The sequence below is a fragment of the Methylobacterium adhaesivum genome (genome assembly GCF_022179065.1).
Classification (GTDB): domain Bacteria; phylum Pseudomonadota; class Alphaproteobacteria; order Rhizobiales; family Beijerinckiaceae; genus Methylobacterium; species Methylobacterium adhaesivum.
Map to the genome: position 1 here is coordinate 95131 of NZ_BPQD01000016.1, position 20529 is coordinate 115659.

The 20529-nt window shown below is 67.3% G+C and carries 17 protein-coding genes; 1 reads left to right on the forward strand and 16 read right to left on the reverse strand.

The genetic code is table 11. The features are described from left to right. Positions 1-24: 24 nt before the first annotated feature. The 8 genes from MFF01_RS13820 to MFF01_RS13855 all read right to left on the reverse strand — a co-directional run bounded on the left by MFF01_RS13820 (position 25) and on the right by MFF01_RS13855 (position 6956). On the reverse strand, positions 25-1971 hold the full coding sequence (locus MFF01_RS13820) for a PrkA family serine protein kinase (protein ID WP_238226263.1): 1947 nt from the start codon (positions 1969-1971) through the stop codon (positions 25-27). 161 nt (positions 1972-2132) lie between these two features. Further along, entirely contained in the window at positions 2133-2576 is a 444-nt protein-coding gene (locus MFF01_RS13825) for a 4-aminobutyrate aminotransferase (protein ID WP_238226265.1), read from the reverse strand. Between the two features lie 132 nt (positions 2577-2708). Then, entirely contained in the window at positions 2709-3206 is a 498-nt protein-coding gene (locus MFF01_RS13830) for a MerR family transcriptional regulator (RefSeq protein WP_238226267.1), read from the reverse strand. Continuing rightward, positions 3203-3526: an integration host factor subunit alpha gene (locus tag MFF01_RS13835; protein ID WP_238226269.1), complete on the reverse strand. Its 324-nt coding sequence runs from the start codon at positions 3524-3526 to the stop codon at positions 3203-3205. Before MFF01_RS13835 ends, MFF01_RS13830 begins: the two co-directional genes overlap by 4 nt. A 95-nt stretch (positions 3527-3621) precedes the next feature. Continuing rightward, on the reverse strand, positions 3622-4599 hold the full coding sequence (locus MFF01_RS13840; protein ID WP_238226271.1) for a beta-ketoacyl-ACP synthase III: 978 nt from the start codon (positions 4597-4599) through the stop codon (positions 3622-3624). Between the two features lie 26 nt (positions 4600-4625). Then, the gene (gene plsX / locus MFF01_RS13845; protein ID WP_238226273.1) at positions 4626-5660 is read right to left on the reverse strand and encodes a phosphate acyltransferase PlsX; all 1035 of its coding nucleotides are present in this window, start codon (positions 5658-5660) and stop codon (positions 4626-4628) included. A 202-nt stretch (positions 5661-5862) separates the two neighbouring features. Further along, on the reverse strand, positions 5863-6390 hold the full coding sequence (locus MFF01_RS13850) for a YceD family protein (protein ID WP_238226275.1): 528 nt from the start codon (positions 6388-6390) through the stop codon (positions 5863-5865). Further along, the gene (locus tag MFF01_RS13855) at positions 6387-6956 is read right to left on the reverse strand and encodes a ubiquinol-cytochrome C chaperone family protein (protein WP_238226276.1); all 570 of its coding nucleotides are present in this window, start codon (positions 6954-6956) and stop codon (positions 6387-6389) included. The genes MFF01_RS13850 and MFF01_RS13855 overlap by 4 nt, the downstream gene beginning before the upstream one ends. Positions 6957-7165: 209 nt before the next feature. Between MFF01_RS13855 and MFF01_RS13860 the strand changes: the two genes are divergently transcribed. Next, on the forward strand, positions 7166-7663 hold the full coding sequence (locus MFF01_RS13860; RefSeq protein WP_238226278.1) for an outer membrane protein assembly factor BamE: 498 nt from the start codon (positions 7166-7168) through the stop codon (positions 7661-7663). A 106-nt stretch (positions 7664-7769) separates the two neighbouring features. Here the strand turns inward: MFF01_RS13860 and MFF01_RS13865 are convergent, their stop codons facing one another. The 8 genes from MFF01_RS13865 to MFF01_RS13900 form a co-directional block, all read right to left on the reverse strand. Beyond that, positions 7770-8426 carry an HAD hydrolase-like protein gene (locus MFF01_RS13865; protein WP_238226280.1) on the reverse strand — a complete coding sequence of 219 codons (657 nt, stop codon included), beginning with the start codon at positions 8424-8426 and terminating at the stop codon, positions 7770-7772. Beyond that, positions 8423-10321 (reverse strand): PAS domain S-box protein, encoded by a 1899-nt coding sequence (locus tag MFF01_RS13870; protein ID WP_238226281.1) that lies wholly within the window; start codon positions 10319-10321, stop codon positions 8423-8425. Before MFF01_RS13870 ends, MFF01_RS13865 begins: the two co-directional genes overlap by 4 nt. A gap of 112 nt (positions 10322-10433) precedes the next feature. Beyond that, positions 10434-11525 (reverse strand): alkene reductase, encoded by a 1092-nt coding sequence (locus MFF01_RS13875; RefSeq protein ID WP_238226283.1) that lies wholly within the window; start codon positions 11523-11525, stop codon positions 10434-10436. Between the two features lie 311 nt (positions 11526-11836). After that, positions 11837-13543, reverse strand: a complete 1707-nt coding sequence (locus tag MFF01_RS13880; protein WP_238226285.1) for a hybrid sensor histidine kinase/response regulator — start codon at positions 13541-13543, stop codon at positions 11837-11839. 14 nt (positions 13544-13557) lie between these two features. After that, a complete protein-coding gene (locus MFF01_RS13885; RefSeq protein WP_238226287.1) occupies positions 13558-14019 on the reverse strand; it encodes a response regulator in 462 nt (153 codons plus the stop codon). Between the two features lies 1 nt (position 14020). Further along, positions 14021-16270, reverse strand: a complete 2250-nt coding sequence (locus MFF01_RS13890) for an ATP-binding protein (protein ID WP_238226289.1) — start codon at positions 16268-16270, stop codon at positions 14021-14023. Positions 16271-16709: 439 nt separating this feature from the next. Next, positions 16710-18857, reverse strand: a complete 2148-nt coding sequence (locus MFF01_RS13895) for a sodium-translocating pyrophosphatase (RefSeq protein WP_238226291.1) — start codon at positions 18855-18857, stop codon at positions 16710-16712. 382 nt (positions 18858-19239) lie between these two features. Then, positions 19240-20523 carry an O-antigen ligase family protein gene (locus MFF01_RS13900; RefSeq protein WP_238226293.1) on the reverse strand — a complete coding sequence of 428 codons (1284 nt, stop codon included), beginning with the start codon at positions 20521-20523 and terminating at the stop codon, positions 19240-19242. Positions 20524-20529: the final 6 nt, after the last annotated feature.

Below are 20529 nucleotides of genomic sequence, written 5' to 3' on the forward strand. Positions count from 1 at the left end.
GGTCACCGTCATCAGGGGTTCGCGTTATCCGGCCTGTTTGACCCGCATGTACCATTCCACCAGACGGCGGACCTGCCGCTCGGTGTAGCCGCGGGCCACCATCCGATCGACGAACTCGCCGTGCTTCTTCTCGGTTTCGCCGTCCTTCTTCGAGCCGAAGGAAATCACCGGCAGCAGTTCCTCCACCTGGGAGAACATCCGCCGTTCGATCACCTCCCGTAACTTCTCGTAAGACGTCCAGGACGGGTTTCGCCCACCGTGCTGCGCCCTCGAACGCAGGGCGAACTTGACGACCTCGTTGCGGAAATCCTTCGGGTTGGCGATGCCGGCCGGCTTTTCGATCTTCGTAAGCTCCTGATTCAGGAGTTCGCGGTTCAGCAACTGGCCGGTTTCGGAGTCCTTGAAGTCCTGATCCTCGATCCACGCATCGGCATAGTCGATGTAGCGGTCGAACAGGTTCTGGCCGTAATCGTGGTAGGATTCGAGATAGGCCTTCTGGATCTCGTGGCCGATGAACTCGGCGTAGCGCGGCGCCAGCTCGGTCTTGATGAATTCGAGGTAGCGCTTCTCGGTCTCGGGCGGGAGCTGCTCGCGGCGCAGGGCCTGCTCCAGCACGTACATGAGGTGCACGGGATCGGCCGAGACCTCCGTGGTGTCGTGGTTGAAGGTCGCCGCCATCACCTTGAAGGCGAAACGGGTCGAGATGCCGTCCATGCCCTCGTCGACGCCGGCCGCGTCTTTGTATTCCTGCATGGACCGGGCGCGGGGATCGACCTCGCGCAGGGACTCGCCGTCGTAGACTCGCATCTTCGAGAAGGCGTTGGAGTTGGCGTGCTCGCGCAGGCGCGACAGCACCGAGAACCGCGCCAGCATTTCCAGGGTGCCGGGCGCGCAGGCGGCCTGGGCGAGTTCGGAGCCCGAGACGAGCTTCTCGTAGATCCGCTGTTCCTCCGTCACCCGCAGGCAATAGGGCACCTTGATGACGTAGATCCGGTCGATGAACGCTTCGTTGTTCTTGTTGGTTTTGAAGGTCTGCCACTCGGATTCGTTCGAGTGGGCGAGGATCACGCCGGTGAACGGGATCGCGCCGATGTTCTCCGTCCCGACGTAATTGCCCTCCTGCGTCGCGGTGAGCAGGGGGTGGAGCATCTTGATCGGCGCCTTGAACATCTCGACGAATTCGAGGACGCCCTGGTTCGCCCGGTTCAGCCCGCCCGAATACGAGTAGGCGTCGGGGTCGGCCTGGCTCAGGGTTTCGAGGCGCCGGATGTCGACCTTGCCGACGAGGCTCGAGATGTCCTGATTGTTCTCGTCGCCCGGTTCGGTCTTGGCGACGCCGATCTGGCGCAGGCGCGACGGGCGGACCTTGATGACCTTGAACCGCGAGATGTCGCCGTTGAACTCGTCGAGGCGCTTCAGGGCCCAGGGGCTCATGAGGCCCGTGAGACGGCGCTTCGGAATGCCGTAGCGCTCCTGGATCTCGGCCCCCATCGTTTCCGGATCGAACAACCCCAGCGGGCTCTCGAACACCGGCGAGACCTCGTTGCCGGCCTTCAGGACGTAGATGGGATGCACCTCCATCAGGGCCTTGAGGCGCTCGGCCAGGGACGACTTGCCGCCGCCGACGGGGCCGAGGAGGTAGAGGATCTGCTTGCGCTCCTCCAAGCCCTGTGCGGCGTGGCGGAAGAACGAGACGATCCGCTCGATGGTCTCCTCCATACCGTAGAACTCGGAGAAGGCCGGGTAGACCCGGATCGTGCGGTTCATGAACACCCGGCCGAGGCGCGCGTCCTTGGCGGTGTCCACGAATTCCGGTTCGCCGATCGCATCGAGGATGCGCTCGGCCGCTGTGGCGTACATCAACGGTTCGTTGCGGCACGCCTCGAGAAATTCGGAGAGGCTCATCTCCGTATCGCGACGCGCCTCGTAACCCCGGGCAAAATTCTGGAACAGGTCGTTTGTCGACGGCATAGGCTTTCCGATCCCCTCACGACAGTGCCAGCTTCATCCTGTCTCGGCTGGGATGCAACTGACAGGCCCAGTTTTGTCGCAGCGCGGTCGACACGTAAGGCGAGCGTGGATTGCGCGCCACACCCGGCCCGGAGGGGGCGCCTCCGGGCCGGAGTCCCGCGTCACAGGTCGGTCGCGGCCTTGCCGGCATCCTTGGCCGGGGCCTCCTTCTTCGAACCGTCGACGGTGATGCGGATGTTCTGGGTCTGCACCTTGCCGTCGGAATCCTTGACGTCCACCGTCACCTCGTCGGTGCCGGTGTAGCCATCCTTGCTCTGGTAGAAGATCGCCTGCACGGCCGCCTCCTTGCCGGGGCAGCGGTAGCTTGCGGGCGTCTTGATCTTGCCGACCTTGGTGATGAGGGAGCCGTTCTTCGGCGCGCCGCTCACACGGATCTCCGGCATCGGTCCCGCCGAGCAATCCTTCTTCAGGTTCGGCACGATGGCGAGACGCACGGATTTTCCGGGTGCCGCCGTCTCGCTGCGGGTCACGGTGGTCTGGGCGAGGGCCGGGGCAGTCAGCAGGAAACCGAGGCCAAGGGCGGCGGTCGAACGGGCAAGCAGCATCGTGAACTCTCCGGGACGGCCCGCGCCCCCGTGCGGCGGCATCGGGCGGGCGAACGCGTCCAGGCGATGTGGGGATGCGAAGGGGATGCGTCGAGGGCGAAACGCGATCGTGCCGGACAGGCCGTGTCGCCTTCAGCCTACGGTGTCGGCAGAATCCGGCAGGTGGCGCAGGTCGGCGAGGATCGCCCGACAGGCGTAAAGGTCCTGGAGGACGGCTTCCAGAAGCGCGCGGGTCTCCTCGGGCAGACCCTCGCCCCCCGCCCCGTCTTCGACGCTCGGATCCTCCGGTACCGAGGGGGCCGCGACCACGGCCTCGCCCCGGCCGACGCTTTGGACGAAGCGGACGCCCTTCTCGCGCAGGATCCCCTGCGCGCCCTTGATGGTGTAGCCCTGGCCGTGCAGCAGGCTCCGGATGCCTTTCAGGAGGTCGATGTCGTCGGGACGGTAGTAGCGCCGCCCGCCGGCGCGCTTCACGGGGCGCACCTGCGCGAACCGCGTCTCCCAGAACCGCAGGACGTGCTGGGGCACGTCGAGTTCGTCCGCCGCTTCCTTGATGGTGCGAAAAGCGGTGGCGCTCTTCTCCTGAACCGCCCTGTCGGGCGGTTCGGCGGCGGCGATCGGGGCGCTCATTCGTCGTCGTCGTGGTCGCCGGCCCCGTTCATGCCGTTGATCCGGGCTTTCAGCACGTTCGACGGCTTGAACACCATGACCTGGCGCGGCTCGATGGCCACCTCGACGCCGGTCTTCGGATTGCGGCCGACGCGACGGCCCTTGCTGCGCACCACGAACGAGCCGAACGAGGACAGCTTCACCGTCTCGCCGCTCGCGAGGCAGGCGCAGATCTCGGACAGGACCGTCTCGACGAGGGCGGAGGATTCCGTGCGCGAAAGGCCGACCTGCTGGTAGACGGCCTCGCTCAAATCGGCGCGTGTGACCGTCTTTCCCGCCATGCCTCTATCCCCGACGCCGATTCGCGTTTTCTTGGTTATCTGTCTGAGGCGCCACGCTAATCGGCGCCGCCGCCGTGGTCAACCATGTGGGCGCATCACCAGCGGATCAGGGCCGCGCCCCAGGTGAAGCCGCCGCCGATGGCCTCGATCATCACGAGGTCGCCGTTCTTGATCCGGCCGTCCCTGCGGGCCACGTCGAGGGCGAGGGGGATGGAAGCGGCAGAGGTGTTGCCGTGCCGGTCCACGGTGAGCACGACCTTGTCGCGGGCGATGCCGAGCTTGTCCGCCGAGGCTTCGATGATCCGCCGGTTGGCCTGGTGCGGCACGAACCAGTCGAGGTCGTCCGCCGTGGTGCCCGACGCCCGGAACGCGTCGTCGATGACGTCCGTCACCTGACCGACGGCGAAGCGGAACACCTCCTTGCCGGTCATGCGCAGGTGTCCGGTGGTCCCCGTCGAGCCGGGACCTCCATCGACGTAGAGTTTCTCGCGGTGGCGCCCGTCCGAACGCAGGCTCGCAGTCAGCACGCCGCGGTCGGCGCTGGTGCCTTCGCCCTCACGGGCCTCGAGCACGATGGCGCCAGCCCCGTCGCCGAACAGCACGCAGGTGGTGCGATCCTCCCAGTCGAGCAGGCGCGAGAACGTCTCCGCACCGACCACGAGGGCGCGCCGGGCGGAGCCTGTCACGAGAAACTTGTCGGCTGTGGTGACGGCATACACGAAGCCGGCGCAGACGGCCTGGAGATCGAAGGCGACGCCGCCGGTCATGCCGAGGCCGGCCTGGATCTGCGTCGCCGTCGAGGGAAAGGTGTGGTCCGGCGTCGAGGTGGCACAGATTACGAGGTCGATGTCAGCGGCGTCGAGGCCGGCGTCGTCGAGGGCCGCCTGCGCCGCGCGGGTGCCGAGGACCGACGTCGTCTCGGACGCGTCCGACAGGTAGCGCTGGCGGATACCGGTGCGCTGGACGATCCATTCGTCGGAGGTCTCGACGGTCTCGGCCAACTCGTCGTTGGTGACGCATCGGGCCGGGAGGGCGGAGCCGCAGCCGACCACGACGGAGCGCAGGCGTGTCATCGTATCGTCCTCGACATGGGGCAGCCTCAAGAAGAGGCCCCCGCCGGCGTCAGTTCGAGCATGTCGCGGATGGTCCGCATGAGGTCGTGGCGCGCCATGTCGTGGGCGAGATCGACGGCGGCCGCGAAACCGTGCGCGTCCTCCGACCCGTGGCTCTTGATCACGATGCCCTCCAGGCCGAGGAAGACGCCGCCATTGGCCCGGCTCGGGTTCATCTTGTCCCGCAGGGCCTTGAACGCCTGACGGGCGAAAAAGTATCCGATCTTGGCCGACAGGGTCCGGCTCATGGCGGCGCGCAGGTAGCTGCCGATCTGCTTGGCGGTGCCCTCGGCGGTCTTCAGGGCGATGTTGCCCGTGAAGCCCTCCGTCACCACCACGTCGACGGTGCCCTTGCCGAGATCGTTGCCCTCGACGAACCCGTGATAAGTCAGATTTGGCAGATCCGCCTCGCGCAGGCGCCGGGCGGCTTCCTTGACCGCCTCGTTGCCCTTCATCTCTTCGGTGCCGACGTTGAGGAGGCCAACGGTCGGCCGGTCGAGGTCGAACACGATGCGGGCCATGGCCGATCCCATGAGGGCCATCTCGACGAGGTGCTCGGCATCCGTCCCGATGGTGGCGCCGACATCGAGCACGACGCTCTCGCCGCGCACGGTGGGCCACAGGCAGGCGATGGCCGGGCGCTCGATGCCGGCCAACGTCTTGAGGCAGATCTTCGACATGGCCATGAGGGCGCCGGTGTTGCCGGCGGACACAGCCGCATCGGCCTCGCCATCCTTAACCGCCTGGATCGCCTTCCACATGGAAGACTTCCCCCGGCCCGTGCGCACGGCCTGGCTCGGCTTCTCGTCCATCGCGATGGACAAGGCCGTGTGCCGGATCTCCACGGCGCCCTTCAGGCGCGGCTCGGCCGCCACCAGGGGAGCGAGGATCGCCTCGTCGCCGAACATCAGGAACGTCATCTCGGGATGGCGCTCGCGCGCGATGGCCGCGCCCGGAACCACCGTGGTGGGGCCGTGGTCGCCGCCCATGGCGTCGAGCGAGATGCACACTCTCTGGGACATGAAAGTTCGCCGAAGGCCTCGTGAGCGGATAGGGACGGGCGCGCGAACGGAGGCCGGATCGGGGCGGCATCGGTCACGGCGCGGCGGAAAATAGCGACTCGCGGCCGCCGGGCAAACGAAATCTGCCCGAGGCCGTCCGGGAACTCCGGTGGATCGCGTCGGAACGGCGTCGTTCGAGTGCGACGATCCGGCCGATGCCGGATCAGTCCTTGTTTCCCTGGGGCGCCCGGTCTCCCTGCAGAGCGCGCAGGCCGGCGAGCGGCGCATCCTCGGGATCGGGCTCCGCGAGGTCGAAAGTCACGCCGGGCTTGCGCGGATAGGGGTCGAGGCCCATCGCGAGGAATTCGGCCGTGAGGGTGCCGAAATCGACCCTTCCGTTGACGATGGGATCGGGCACCTCGACATCCTCCGCGTCGTGGCCCGTCGGGATCTCGCCGTCCGTAAAGGTCACCTCGACGGGCTCCGAGACGGAGGCCTCGAACGGATCGAGGCTCACGGTGCAGATCTGGGTGACCACGGCCTCGACGGTTCCCGTGACCTTGAGATTCTCCAGGGTGCCGCCGACCCGGAAGCGCCCGACGAGGTCGCGAATCGCGGGAATCCCGAAATCGGCCGCCAGGGCCGCGCATTCCTCGGGCGTCGCCGTAACGATGAAATCGCCCTGCGCCCGCGCCATGCGATCGACCCGGATCGAGCGTGTGAGCGGACCGACCGCCTGATCCCGTGTCATCGCAGAACTCCAGATTGGCCCGCCGGTCCGGCGGGGGTTTCGATGGAAGCGAAGACCGGCCCGGTCTCGACGAGGGTGTCGAGGTCGAGGCCGGCCAGCGCCCGATCGCTCGCCATCACGTAGCGTGCGAGGCCGGCCGCGTCAGCCGGGTTGTCGATGCCGAGGACGTTGCGGGCCAGGACCTTCGCCAGGGCGTCCGCATCGGCCCCGTCGAGGGCGGCGTCGTAGCCGGCGGCCCGGCCGTAAAAGGCGGCGCCGAGCTTCTTCATGCGCTTGGGCACCCCGAAATCACCGATCCCGCTCTCGCGCAAGGAGGAATCGAGCTGCAAAAAGACCGCATTGACGAGGTCCTGCGCCACGTCGGCCGCCGGGTCCGGCAGGTGATGGAGGCGGCGCAGCACGAGGATCACGTGCAGGCTCAGGCATTCGAAGCGCCCTTCCACCGTGTCGGGTACGCCCAGCGCGGTGTAGAGGGCCGGCACGCGGGCGGCCGTATTGATGCGCCCGTGAAGTTCGCGGATCAGGCGTTCACGGGGGTTCGTTCGCCCGAACAGACGACCGATCATACCTGCCTCCATCCCGTGTGGACAGCCCGTCGCAGACCGTGCGGAAGGGTCGGGTGTGACCGCGCTTGCCTTGTCAAAACCATAACCCCGCGGTACGGCAACGAATGGTCAAGGTGCAACCGTCTTCGGGCTTCTCCGGAAGTTCCGGCACCGTGTCGGGCTCATCGCCGCAGACGCGTTCAGTTCCTCAGCAAGATCAAGGGTGGTCGATGTCGCGCCGTTTCGTTTCGCCGCTCGCCCGCCTCGCCGTCGTCGGCCTGCTCGGCCTGGGTCTTGCCGGCTGCATCGGCGAAGACCTTCGCCACGGCTACCAGATTGACCAGGCGGCGCTGGCGACGGTCAAGCCCGGCATGAGCGCGGAACAGGTGCTGACGATCCTCGGCACCCCCTCCACCGTCTCCACCGTCGGCAACAAGAGCTGGTACTACATCAGCCAGAACACCCGCCGCACGGTGCTGTTTCTCGGCGAGCAGGTTGAGGACCAGAAGGTCACCGCCGTCTATTTCACCCCCGCCTTCAAGGTCGAGCGCGTGGCGCTCTACGGCCTGCAGGACGGCAAGGTGTTCGACTTCATCGAACGCGCGACGCCGACGAGCGGTGCGGACCGGGCCTTCCTCAGCCAGCTGTTCCGTGGCCTCACCCGCTACGAGCCCTTCGGCAGCGGCAGCGGCGCCAGCGTGGTCCCGGGCGCCCGCGCCGGTCAGTAACGGTTCCATCGCCGTCTCGTGGTCCTGCGAAGCCGCCCTAGTGCAGACGGGGGCGGCTTTCGCCGTTCAGGGGTAGGCGGAACCTCCCCACGAGGCCCCGACAGGCTCAGCGCGCCCGAACCGATAAGGGAGCCGTGACGGCGGCCGCGACCGCGCCGGGACTGTGGAGAAGCAGGGCCGGCCCCGTCGCCCGGAGGGCTTCGAGGCGGGTGTAGCCCCAGGCCACGGCGGCGAAGGAGCAGCCGGCCGCGCGGGCCGCGTCGTGGTCGCGGATCTCATCGCCCACGTAGAGGACCATCGCCGGGTCGAACCCAGCTTCGCGGATCAGGGCACCGAGGCGCCTGCCCTTGCCGAACAGCGAGGCTCCGTAGGCGAAGTAGCGGAAGCGCCGCGCCTCGGGGCCAAGCACGGCCTCGATGTTGGCGCGCGTGTTGGAACTAACGATGGCGAGCGGCATGCCCGCCGCATCGAGGTCCGACAGCATCGCGGCGATACCCGGAAACAGCTGGATCTCGCCGATGTCACGGGCCGCCAGGGCGTGCATGTGCCGGCTGATGAATGGGAGCTTCCATGGCGCGATCCCGAGATGGCGGACGATGCCGGCGGCATCGAGCCCGCGCAGGACCTCGGTCTCGTCCGGAGCGATGCGGGCGAAGCGGTACCGATCGGCGACATCGTTGATGACGCGGGCGAACCAAGGAAAGCTGTCGGCGAGGGTCCCATCGAAATCGAAGACGACGAGGCGGTAGGGGCCCGGTGTCACGCCGCGAGATTGGCGGCCGGAACGGTCAGGCGCATGACGAGGCCGGCGCCGTTCCAGTCGTGCTCCAGGGTTCCGTCGAGCTGCCCCGCGACGCTGCGCTCGGCCAATACCGTGCCGAACCCGCGCCGGGTCGGCGCCCCGGCCACGGGCGGCCCGCCGGATTCGGCCCAAACGAGCTCGTAGGTCTCACCGTTGCGCCGGCCCGTCAGGCGTACGGCCCCGGCCTCCGTTGAGAGGCCGCCATACTTCATCGCGTTCGTGGCCTGCTCGTGCATGATGAGCGCCAGGGCCGTGGCCGCCCGGTCGCCCACGGCGATGTCGTCGCCGAGGAGGGCGATGCGCTCGCGGCCATCCTGGGCGTAGGCCGCCAGGAGAAGGCGCATGAGGCCGAACAGGGTCTGGCCCTGCACCGCCGGTGCACTCGCGGCCGAATGCGGACGCACGTATTCGTGGGCCTGAGCGAGGGCGCCGAGGCGCTGGCGGAAGGCGGCGACGAAGGGGCGGGCCGCCGGGTCGGCCCGCGCCGACAGGGCGGCGATGCCTTCGACCACGGCGAAAATGTTCTTAATCCGGTGGGATAGCTCTTTGATGAGCAGATTGCGGGCTTCCTCGGCCCGCTTGCGCTCGCGCAGGTCGCGCGTGACGCTGGCGTAGCCGATGAGGGCGCCGCGCTCGTCGCGCACGGGAAAGACGCTGTAGAGTACGGCGATCCCCTCCCCCGTCACGAAATGGCGGAAGGTCAATTCGCCCTCCCACCAATCGTCCCGGCGAACGGCCGGCAGCACGGTCTCGGCGAGGACGTGTCGGCACTCGGGCATGAAATAGTCGCTCACGATGGTGCGCCGGGCCGCATCGGCATCGGCGAGTCCCACGAGGCGGCGACCGGCGGCGTTGACGTGAAGCGTGTGCCCGTTCTCGTCGGCGATCCCGATGAAATCCTTGGAATGCTCGACGACGGCGGCGAGCTTGCGCGCCTCCTCCTCGGCGCGCTTCAGATCCTCGATGTCCGTGCAGGTTCCGAACCAGCGCTCGATCCGCCCATCGGCGCTGCGCAAGGGGGCCGCCCGCCCCAGAGTCCAGCGATAGCTTCCGGTATGGTGGCGCAGACGATACTCGATCTCGTAGGGATCGCCGGTGGCGAGGCTGCGCCGCCAGCGCGCCCAGGCTCGCTCCCGGTCGTCGGGGTGGAACAGATCGTTCCAGCCCTCGCCATCCGTGGAACCAAAGGGCACCCCGGTGAACTCATACCACCGGTCGTTGTAGAAATCATGGAACCCATCGGGCCGGGTCGTCCAGACCATCTGGGGCATGGCGTCGGTCATCACCCGGAAGCGTCGCTCGCTTGCCGCGAGATCCGCCTCGCGGTCGGACACGATCTCCCGCGCGCGCTTTAAGGCGATGAGGGTCGCGACCTGACGGGCCAGGGCTTCCAGCGTCTTGGCCTGGACATCCGTGAGCCCCTCGGGCCGGGGCACACGATCGAGGACACACACGCTTCCCAGGGGCTGGCCACCCTCGGCGCGGATCACGGCGCCCGCATAGAATCGCAGATTGTGGGCGCCAACCACGAGGGCATTGCTGGCCGTGCGCGGATCGGTGGTGAGATCCGGAATCACGAGGAGCGGTCCGTTCCGGATGGCGTGCGCGCAGATGGACAGGGACCGCGGCGTCTCGGGCAAATCGAAACCGATCCGCGCCTTGAACCATTGGCGATCTTCGTCGACGAGGCTGATGAGGACGATGGGCGCGGCACAGACGACTGAGGCGATGCGAATGAGGTCGTCGTAGGCGGGATCCGGAGCCGTATCGAGAAGCTTCGTGTCGCGGAGAATCTCGAGCCGTTCGGCCTCGGTCCAGTCCTCTTGGGCGCCGTCGCAGGAAGTGATCGCAGTCAAAAGCGGGTCCTCGTCAGCGTCCTCAAATAGGGCGTGCGACGGAGCGGGCCAAGCGCGATGCGAAACGTTTGGTCGCACACCGGCATCACATGCCGGTGTGCGGGCCCGGCGATCAGGCGGCTTTGGCACCCGAGCGGGCTGGATAGTCGATGTAGCCCTCGGGACCCTGGCTGTACCAGGTCTTCTGCTCGTCCTTGTTCAGGGGTACACCCTCGGCGATGCGGGCGGGAAGGTCCGGATTGGCGATGAATGGCCGGCCATACGCGATGGCATCGGCTTGCCCGGCATCGAGGACCGCCTGGCCCTTCGGACCATCGTAATCGGAGTTGAGCACCAGGGGACCAGAGAACGCCTTCCGAATGACGGGGGCGACGGGGGCATGATTGGCCGTACCGAAGGTGCCCTCTGGGCCGGGCTCGCGCAGCTCGAGGAAGGCGATGCCGATCTTGGCCAGAGCCATGGCGGCGGCCCCGAACAAGGCGTCGGGATCGGAATCGTCGACCCCCTGGATCGCGCCGTTGGGCGAGAGGCGCACGCCGGTGCGATCCGCCCCGATGGCGTCGACTACGGTCTGCGTCACCTCCGTCAGCAGGCGGATGCGATTCTCGACGGATCCGCCGTAGCGGTCATCGCGGAAGTTCGCGCCGTCGCGCAGGAATTGGTCGATGAGGTAGCCGTTGGCGGCGTGGATCTGGACCCCGTCGAAACCTGCCGCGATGGCGTTGCGGGCGGCGCGGTCGTAGTCGGCCAGGAGCCGGGGGATCTCCTCGATGGGGAGCGCCCGGGCCTCGGCGTAGGGCTTCTTGCCCGAATAGGTGTGCGCGGCATCCGGCGCCGTCGTGGCCGAGGCCGAGATCGGCTTGGCGCCGTCGAGGAAGTCGGGATGGACGATGCGACCCATGTGCCAGAGCTGACAGACGATGCGGCCGCCGGCCGCGTGCACGGCCTCGACAATCGGCTTCCAGGCCGCGACCTGCTCGTCGGACCAGATACCGGGGGCGTAGGGCCAACCCAGCCCTTCCTGACTGATGCCAGTGGCCTCGCTGATGATAAGGCCGGCGCCAGCGCGCTGAGTGTAATACTCGACCATGATCGGCGTGGGGACATGCGCGCGGGTGGCGCGGCCGCGGGTCAGCGGAGCCATGAAGACACGGTTCTTGGCTTCGATCGCGCCGATGCGGATCGGATCGGATAGACTCGGCATGTTTGGCTCTCGCGGTGTTCAGGGACGAACGGAGCCCTGCGGCATCCCTGAGGACGCCGGGCTTCGATGACGGTAGTTGGATTGCGCACGACGGAATGTCATGGGCCGCAAGACGCAAGCCAGACCCGGGCGTGCGTCACCGCACGCGCCGGGTCCACGCAAGCGAGGGCTGCTTCGGCGGGCGGTAACCGCCCGGGCGGCATCTGCCGTCCGGCCGCGCGGTGGCCCAAGATCAAGGACGTTTCATCGGGGACCCGGTGATCGGCAGGTCTCGCTTCCACTCCGTCGACGCGCCAAGCCTCGCGTCGGCCTCAGTGTCCGGCCGTGCCGCTGGAGACGAGGCGCAGGCCCGGTTGCAATCGGTTCGCGACGGCCAAGGCGACTTTGCGCTCCAGTTCACCTTCTCGGAACGGCTTCTGGACGATGCTGTCAGGCCCCACGGCGCCGACTGTCATGAGGGCGGTGGTGTCGGCGTATCCGGTCACGAACAGGATCGGCATGCCCGGCCAGCGCTTGCGGATCTCCGTTGCGACCTCGGCGCCGTTCATGCCGGGCATGGCGAAATCCAGCACCACGAGGTCGACGCGGGAATCGGCTTCAAGGGACGCCAGAGCCGCCAATCCGGAGCCCGCCTCCCGAATCACGTGGCCTGCTTCGGCAAGACGCGTGATCGTGACCTCGCGGACGGCGGTATCGTCGTCGACGATGAGCAGGACCGAGCGGCGCGCCGAGGCGGGCGCCTCGGCCCTATCGGACGACGACGCGCCCTGGGACGGGGATTCGAAGGCGCCCTCGACGCGAGGAAGAAAGACTCGGATCGAGGTTCCTTCTCCGACGCGGGTGTCGATGCGGATGCCGCCCCCCGACTGCTTCACGAAACCGTAGGCCTGGGCGAGGCCGAGTCCGGAACCCTTGCCGACCTCCTTGGTGGTGAAGAACGGCTCGAAGACCCGCTTGACCACCTCCGGCGGCATGCCGGTGCCGGTATCGCTGATCGCCACCATAACGTAGTCGCCGGGGATCGGCTCCTCCGGCCGCGTCGGCTGCCCGGTCACCGTGACGTTGGCGGTCTCGATGGTGAGGGAACCGCCCACTTCCATAGCGTCGCGCGCATTGATCGCGAGGTTCAGGATCACGAGTTCGATCTGGGTCGCATCGACGAGGGCCGGCCAGAGCTCGGGCTGCAGGGTCGTCTCGATCCGGATGGCGCCGCCCATCGAACTCTGGAGCAGGTCGCGCATCGAGGCGACCGTCTGGTTCAGGCTGACCGGCGTCGGTGCCAGGCGCTGACGCCGTGAGAAGGCGAGGAGCTGAGCGGTGAGGTTGGCGCCGCGATCCGCCGCCCCCTTCATCATGGCGAGTCTGCGCTGCGAACGTTCGCTCGTCATCTCACGGGCGAGGAACTCGATGTTGCCCGAGATCACGGTCAGAAGGTTGTTGAAGTCGTGCGCCACGCCGCTCGTGAGCTGCCCCACGGCCTCCAGCCGCTGGGCAAGCCGCAGGGCATCCTCGACGCGCTCGCGCTCGATGATCTGTGTCTGCAACTCGGCGTTCGATGCCGCGAGTTCGCGGGTCCGCTCCGCGATGCGGACTTCCAGCGTTTCGTTGAGCGCTTGGAGCGCAGCCTCGGCCCGGCGCTTGTCGTGCTTCGCCTGCGCTTCCGCGAGGGCTCGCAGGACCGTGCGGGGAAGGCGTTCGAGGCGCTGCTTCGTGATGTAATCGACGGCGCCGTTCTTCAGGGCGTCGACGGCCGTCTCCTCGCCGAGGGTGCCGGAGACGAACACGAACGGCGTATCGGGGCATTGCTCCCGTGCCACCGCGAGGGCGCTGATCCCGTCGAAGGTCGGTAGAACGAAGTCGGCGAGGATGAGATCGTGCCGCCCTGGCACGGCCGCGGCGGTGAAGGCGGGACGATCCATAACCCGCTCGATCGAATAGGGGCGGCCGATCGCGTCGAGGGCGGCCTCCACCAATTCGGCGTCGAGGTCGCTGTCCTCCAGGTGGAGAATGCGGATCACGGTCTCGGAGTCGATCAAGCGTTGGATGGCCACCCCCCCCGATGCGGCGGCGGCTCGTTCAGGACGGCCCAGAACACGCCGAGTTCCTGGATGGCCTTGAAGAATTCATTGAACCCGACGGGTTTCACCACGAAGGCGTTCACACCGAGATCGTAGGAGCGCACGACGTCCGTCTCCTCGCGCGACGAGGTCAGCATCACAACCGGGATCGCACGGGTCTGCGGATCGCCCTTCACCTTGGCCAGAACCTCGAGCCCATCAACCTTGGGCAGCTTCAGGTCGAGCAGGATCACGGCGGGATCCTGCTCCGCGCGCTTCTCGTAAGCGCCCCGGCGATAGACGAAATCGAGGGCCTCAGCCCCGTCCCGGCAGATGACGATCTCGTTGGCGAGTTGCCCGGCTTCGAGGGCCGCGAGCGTGAGCTCGATATCGTTGGGATTGTCCTCGACGAGGAGGATCGGTTTCAATTTGGCCATCTCAGTGTGCCTCGCCCCTCAGAGGCAGCGTGAAGTGGAAGGTTGCGCCCTCCCCGAGCTTGCCTTCGGCCCAGGTCCGGCCGCCGTGGCGTTCAACGATGCGGCGCACGTTCGCGAGGCCGATGCCGGTGCCCTCGAATTCTTCGACCCGGTGGAGGCGCTGGAATACCCCGAACAGCTTGTCGACGTAGGCCATGTCGAAACCGACACCGTTGTCGCGCACATAGAAGACGGCCTCGCCCTCCGTCGGCGGCAGGCGCCCGATCTCGATGACCGCCTCCGGTCGGCCGCGGGTGTACTTAATGGCGTTCGAGAGCAGGTTCTCGACGACGAGGCGCAACATGAACGGGTCCGCGTAGGCCCGCCCGAGAGTGCCGATCTGCCATCGCACCGCACGGTCGGCCGGCACGTCGCGCATCACCTTCCGGCGAACTTCCTCGATGAGGGCGTTCATGTCGCCGGACACCCGGTTCAGGGCGTGGCGCCCCATCTGCGAGAAGGTCAGCAGGTTGTCGACGAGGGTTCCGGCCGAGAGCGCCGCCTCGATGATCGTCTCGACATAATGCCGGCCCTTATCCGAGAGGTTGGCGGACTCGCGGTTCTTCAGGAGGTTCGAGTAGCCGACGATGTGCCGGAACGGCGCGCGCAGATCGTGACTGACCGAATACGAGAACGCCTCGAGTTCCTTGTTCGAGCGTTGCAGTTCCTCGCTCAGGGACGCCAGCTCCTCGGCCCGTCGCAGCACGATTCCGAGGACCGAGGTGCGCAGGTCTTTGGCCGCCTCGACCTCCGGCACGCTCCAGGGCAGGGAGCGAGCCTTCACCGTCTCCTTCCAAATCTCGAAGGACTTGCGCGGGTGGAGGCGGTCAGGCCCGCCCGCCGGATCGGGGATCGCCGGTTTGACGGGATTGCCGCCCCATTTGACCGTGCGCACCACCTCCGGCCTGAACCAAAGGATGTAGCTCGCGTATTTCTTCGAAACCGAGATGGCGAGAACGCCGCTCGCGGTGTCGGCGAAGGACCGGGCCTCCGGCAGGAGCTCCGACATCGACTCGGTCACGAAGACCTCGGCCTCATCGGTCTGGCTCGAAAGCCAATCGTAGAGAGAGCGAACATCTTCCTCGCGCGGGGTGATGCCGATGAGGCGGCAGCGATCGCCCGTGACGATGGCCGCGCCCGGCGCATTCACCAGGGCCATCACGTCGTCAGGGTGCTTCAGCAGACCGTCGACGAAACTGTCCTCCTCGGCCATGAAGCCGAGGAGCCGCGCCTGCACCGCTCCGAGGGCCAACCGCTGCTCGGCCTGGGCACCGCGTTCGCGCGCCGAGAGCTGCAGGGCGAAGATCTGGGTGAGGAAGTCGCAGGCGTTGCGGGCCTGGAGCGGCACCCGGCGCGGTTCGCGGTTGTGGCAGGAGACCAGACCCCAAAGGGTGTCGTCGACGAGGATCGAGACCGACATGGAAGCCATGGTGCCCATGTTGCGCATGTACTCGACATGCACGGGCGAGACCGAGCGCAGGACCGACTGACTGAGGTCGAGGGGCTTGCCCGCCGGCGTCCGGTCCGGCCGGATCGGCACGGCGCGATATCCGGCATCCGGGATGATGCGCAGGCGGTTGCGCCGATAGAGTTCGCGCGCCTGGGCCGGGATGTCGGAAGCGGGAAAGCGCAGGTCAAGGTAGGACGGCAGGACCCCGTTCCCGCTCTCGGCGAGAACCGTCCCGTGCCAGTCGCGATCGAATCGGTAGACCAGGGCGCGGTCAAAGCCGGTGATGTGCCGGATGTCCGTGGCGACGATCTCGCAGAGTTCCTCGATGGAGGGAGCAACGCGCAGGCTCTGCACGAAGGCGCGAAGGCGCGGCGTCAGGGCGTCGAGCCCGGCCTCGATGTCGGCGCCGTCGATCTCCTCCAACTCCAGCACGACGAGGCCATCGACCCGATGAGCCGCCACTTCGTAGGTCAGCCCCGTGCCGATGAGGGTGACCGTGCGCAGGTAATGGGCACCGTCCTCTTTCGGTGGATCGTCGAGGTAACGGCGCACGACCGCGACAAGTTCGGGCAGTACGGCGTCGAGACGGGCGCCGACCTGCGCGTGGGCCGGTACGTTCTCGCTGGCCTGCGCGATCGCCAAGGTTTCGGCATCGAGAGAGAGCAGGAATCCATGCGGCTGCACGCTGCCGACGATGTGGATGGGCTCACGATCGCAGGCCGTCAGGTCGATCTGCGGCGGGGTCTCGGTCCGTGGCTTCAAACTCGGCTCACTTCCTCGATCGGTGCGGCTGCGCGATGCCCGATCCTGATGATGCGTGTAACAGGGGTTAACATGGCTTCCTATGATGGGTCGGTAGGCTTGGCTACCCTTCCCCATCTGGACCGATCACATGGGAGTGATCCGCATCCGTTTCCATAGTGGCATTCCGGGAAGAGGAAAGACCGTAGGTTGACTACGGGTCGACGTGTCCACTCCGGGAGCCGGGCCGTGCACCGCCGCGCCCGTTTGCGACGACCGAGGAGAATCACTCGGCGGGGACGGATGGCCCCACGGCGCCTGCAAAGAACCGCGTCTCATCCGCGAGGAACGAGACGCAACGATTAGGGGCCGGCGAAATTTCGCACGGCCCCTGTTCGATGATGTGGGCGGCCGCGATGCGGTCCGCCGAGTGGGTCCCGGTCGACGGACCGGTGGCCGGTCAGGAATGCGCCAGCACGGCCAGAAGCAGCAGGGCGATGATGTTGGTGATCTTGATCGCGGGGTTAACGGCGGGGCCGGCCGTGTCCTTGTAGGGGTCGCCCACGGTGTCGCCGGTCACGGCCGCCTTGTGTGCCTCCGAGCCCTTGCCGCCGTGATGCCCGTCCTCGATGTACTTCTTGGCATTGTCCCAGGCGCCGCCGCCCGAAGTCATCGAGATCGCGACGTAGAGACCGGTGAGGATGACGCCGAGGAGTGACGCGCCGACGGTGGCGAAGGCCTGGCTTTTGCCCGCGATGGCCTGGATCACGAAGAACAGCACCACGGGCGACAGGACCGGCAGAAGCGAGGGCAGGATCATCTCCTTGATCGCCGCGCGGGTGAGCATGTCGACGGCCCGGCCGTAATCCGGCCGGTCGGTGCCGGCCATGATGCCGGGCTTCTCGCGGAACTGGCGCCGGACCTCCTCGACGACGGCGCCGGCCGCACGCCCCACCGCCGTCATCGCCATGCCGCCGAACAGGAACGGGATGAGACCGCCGATGAGCAGGCCGACGACCACGAAGGGGTTCGACAGGGAGAAATCGACGGTGACGCCCTGGAAGAACCGGTACTGCGTCGGGCTGGCATTCGCGATGAAGTAGTTCAGATCCGACGTATAGGCCGCGAACAGCACCAGGGCGCCGAGGCCCGCCGAACCGATGGCGTAGCCCTTCGTCACCGCCTTGGTGGTGTTGCCGACAGCGTCGAGGGCGTCCGTGGACTTGCGGACCTCGGGCGGCAGGCCCGCCATCTCGGCGATGCCGCCGGCATTGTCGGTGACCGGGCCGAAGGCGTCGAGCGCCACGATGAAACCGGCCAATGCCAGCATGGCGGTGACCGCGATGGCGATGCCGAACAGGCCCGCCAGGGAATAAGTGGCGATGATGCCCGCCACGATGACGAGGGCCGGCAGCGCCGTCGATTCCAGGGAGACCGCCAGGCCCTGGATCACGTTGGTGCCGTGGCCCGTCACCGAGGCGTCGGCGATGGATTTGACCGGACGGAAGTTGGTGCCGGTGTAGTACTCGGTGATCACCACGATGAGCGCCGTGATGACGAGGCCGATGACGGCGCAGCCGAGGAGACCACCCGACGTGAAGCTCACCCCGGCATTGGTGGTGAACGTCGTCGAGAAACCGCCGAACAGGGCGACGTTGACGAGGGCGATCGCGCCGACGGAGAGCACGCCGGCAGTGATCAGCCCCTTGTAGAGGGCGCCCATGATCGACTGGTTAGCCCCGAGCCTGACCGCGTAGGTGCCCGCGATGGAGGTGAGGATGCAGGCCGAGCCGATGGCCAGGGGATAGAGCAGCATCGCCTCGAGGACGTTGCGGCCGGCGATGTCCGTCTGGCCGGAGAAGAAGATCGCCGCCAGCACCATGGTGGCGACCACGGTCACCGCGTAGGTCTCGAACAGGTCGGCGGCCATGCCGGCACAATCGCCGACATTGTCGCCGACGTTGTCCGCGATGGTGGCGGGGTTGCGCGGGTCGTCCTCCGGAATCCCGGCCTCGACCTTGCCGACGAGGTCGCCGCCGACATCGGCGCCTTTGGTGAAGATGCCGCCGCCGAGGCGCGCGAAGATCGAGATGAGCGAGGCGCCGAAGCCCAGGGCCACGAGGGCGTCGATGACGTCGCGGCTCGCCGGGGCGAGGCCGGCGATGCGGGTGAGGTAGGCGTAATAGAGCGCGACGCCGAGGAGGGCGAGGCCGGCGACGAACATGCCGGTGACGGCACCCGACTTGAACGCCACGTCGAGGCCGGCCCCCAGGGATGTCGAGGCGGCCTGAGCGGTGCGGACGTTGGCCCGCACGGATACGTTCATGCCGATGAACCCGGCCGCGCCGGAGAGAACCGCGCCGATGAGGAAGCCGATGGCGACCTTGAGGCCGAGGAAGAAGGCGAGAGCCACGAACAACACGAGGCCTACGACCGCGATGGTGGCGTATTGGCGGCGGAGATACGCCTGGGCCCCCTCGGCGATGGCGCCCGCGATCTCCTGCATGCGCTGGGTGCCGGCATCGCGCCGGAGGACGTCGTTGATGGTGACGATGCCGTAGGCGACGGCGCAGAGCCCGCCCAGGACGATCAGCAGCAATGCGGTCATTCGTACCGTCCTTGAGTGATCTCGAGATGATCCGTCCACCGTCGTGCTTGGCTGGGTTTTTTCGACCTTGATCGAGCCATGGGACGTGACGCCCGACGGTGTGATTGCATTCCTCCCCGGAACTGCCCTCCTTAGGTGCCAAACTTCGCCGTAAAGCGCAAATAGACAATCGCACTTCACACCACGGATATTGGTGCATTGCACAATCGCACGAAGATTTCGCGTGATTGAGCTTGCTCGAGGGGGCCTGCAGCGTCCGCCTGGGGGATGAAACCGGACGTTCTCCGGTACAGGACTTTTACGGTGCCTCGCAGACATCGCGATCAGCGGCCGCTCCTGCCCGGGGCGAACCCTGCGCAGCGGGCGTGCCGTGACCGGCCGGTCAGGAAACCCGGGTGCTCGCCGTGTCGATCTCGGAAGGACGGGCGCGCCAGGCGAGGCGTGCGGCCTCCAGACCCCAGATCATCCCGAGCATCATGTAGACGTGGCGCCACTTCTCGATATCGATCTGGAACGCCTGCAAGAAGAACATGAACAGGGCTGGCCAGGCGATCTGGGCGTGGCGGCGGAACGGCGTGTCCTGCCGCATCAGGCGGAACCCGACGAACCCCGTCGCCAGCACGAGGCCGATGAACACCACGCCGCCGACCCATCCGCCGTTGGCGAAGCTGCCGATGTAAGAATTGTGGGGTTCGAGACCGAAATTCAGGCGCCAGCGCAGGGGCCCCATCCCGAGGGGATCCTCGATGAGCATGCCGAGGCCACGAATCTGGTTGCCGAAGCGGCCGGTCTCGCCCTCGTCGTAATCCTGCGCGAGCGACGCGCGCTTGGAGAACATCTCCGCCGTGTCGCCAATGGACAGGAGGCCGACGATGGCGAGTCCCGTGCCAAGGGCGGCCACCGTCGTCAGCACGACGATCCGCCGACGCAGGGCGACCGAGCCGGTGGAGCGGAAGATCGCGAACACCATCAGGCCGACGGCGACGAGGGAACCGCCCCAGGAGCCCCGGGAGAACGACAGGAAGATGCCGGCCACGATCACGAGGAGCATCGCGAGGGAGACGAGGGGCCGGCGGGCACTGCCGACGAGGAGCCCGTGCATGAGGTAGAGGGCGCCCAAGGTCAGGAACGAGCCGAACACGTTGGGGTCCTGGAACGTGCCCGACGCGCGCCCGTACTTGTAGAACAGGTCCTCCGTCGGGATGTAGCCGAAATAGCCCACGATGCCGAAGGCGCTGGAGAGCAGGCAGCTCGCAACATAGGTCTTCAGGACGAGTTCCATGCGCGCGCGGGTGTCGTCGGCAAACAGCATGGCGAAGAACACGCCGGTGACGGCGAGGTAGGCGAGTTGCACCGTCCAGGCGACGGAGAGCGGCTGGTCGAGATACGGCAGCAGGGCGACGACGATGGCCCCGACATAGAGCACGAGCAGCCCGACGAACGGCACGAGACCGCGATGCAGGCGCAGGCCCAGGCAGAGCCAGAGGAGGATCGTCGGGATCGCCACGACGTCGTAGGGCGAGGTGTCGGAGAAGGCGAAGCAGGCGAAGAACACGAACGCCACGAGGAGCAGCGTCGCGAAGCCCCGGATCACCGACAGGATCGGGATGTTGGCCCAGGCCCCGGCCTGCCAGCGCGACGGGAGGGGCGCGATCGTGGACGCCATCGGTCT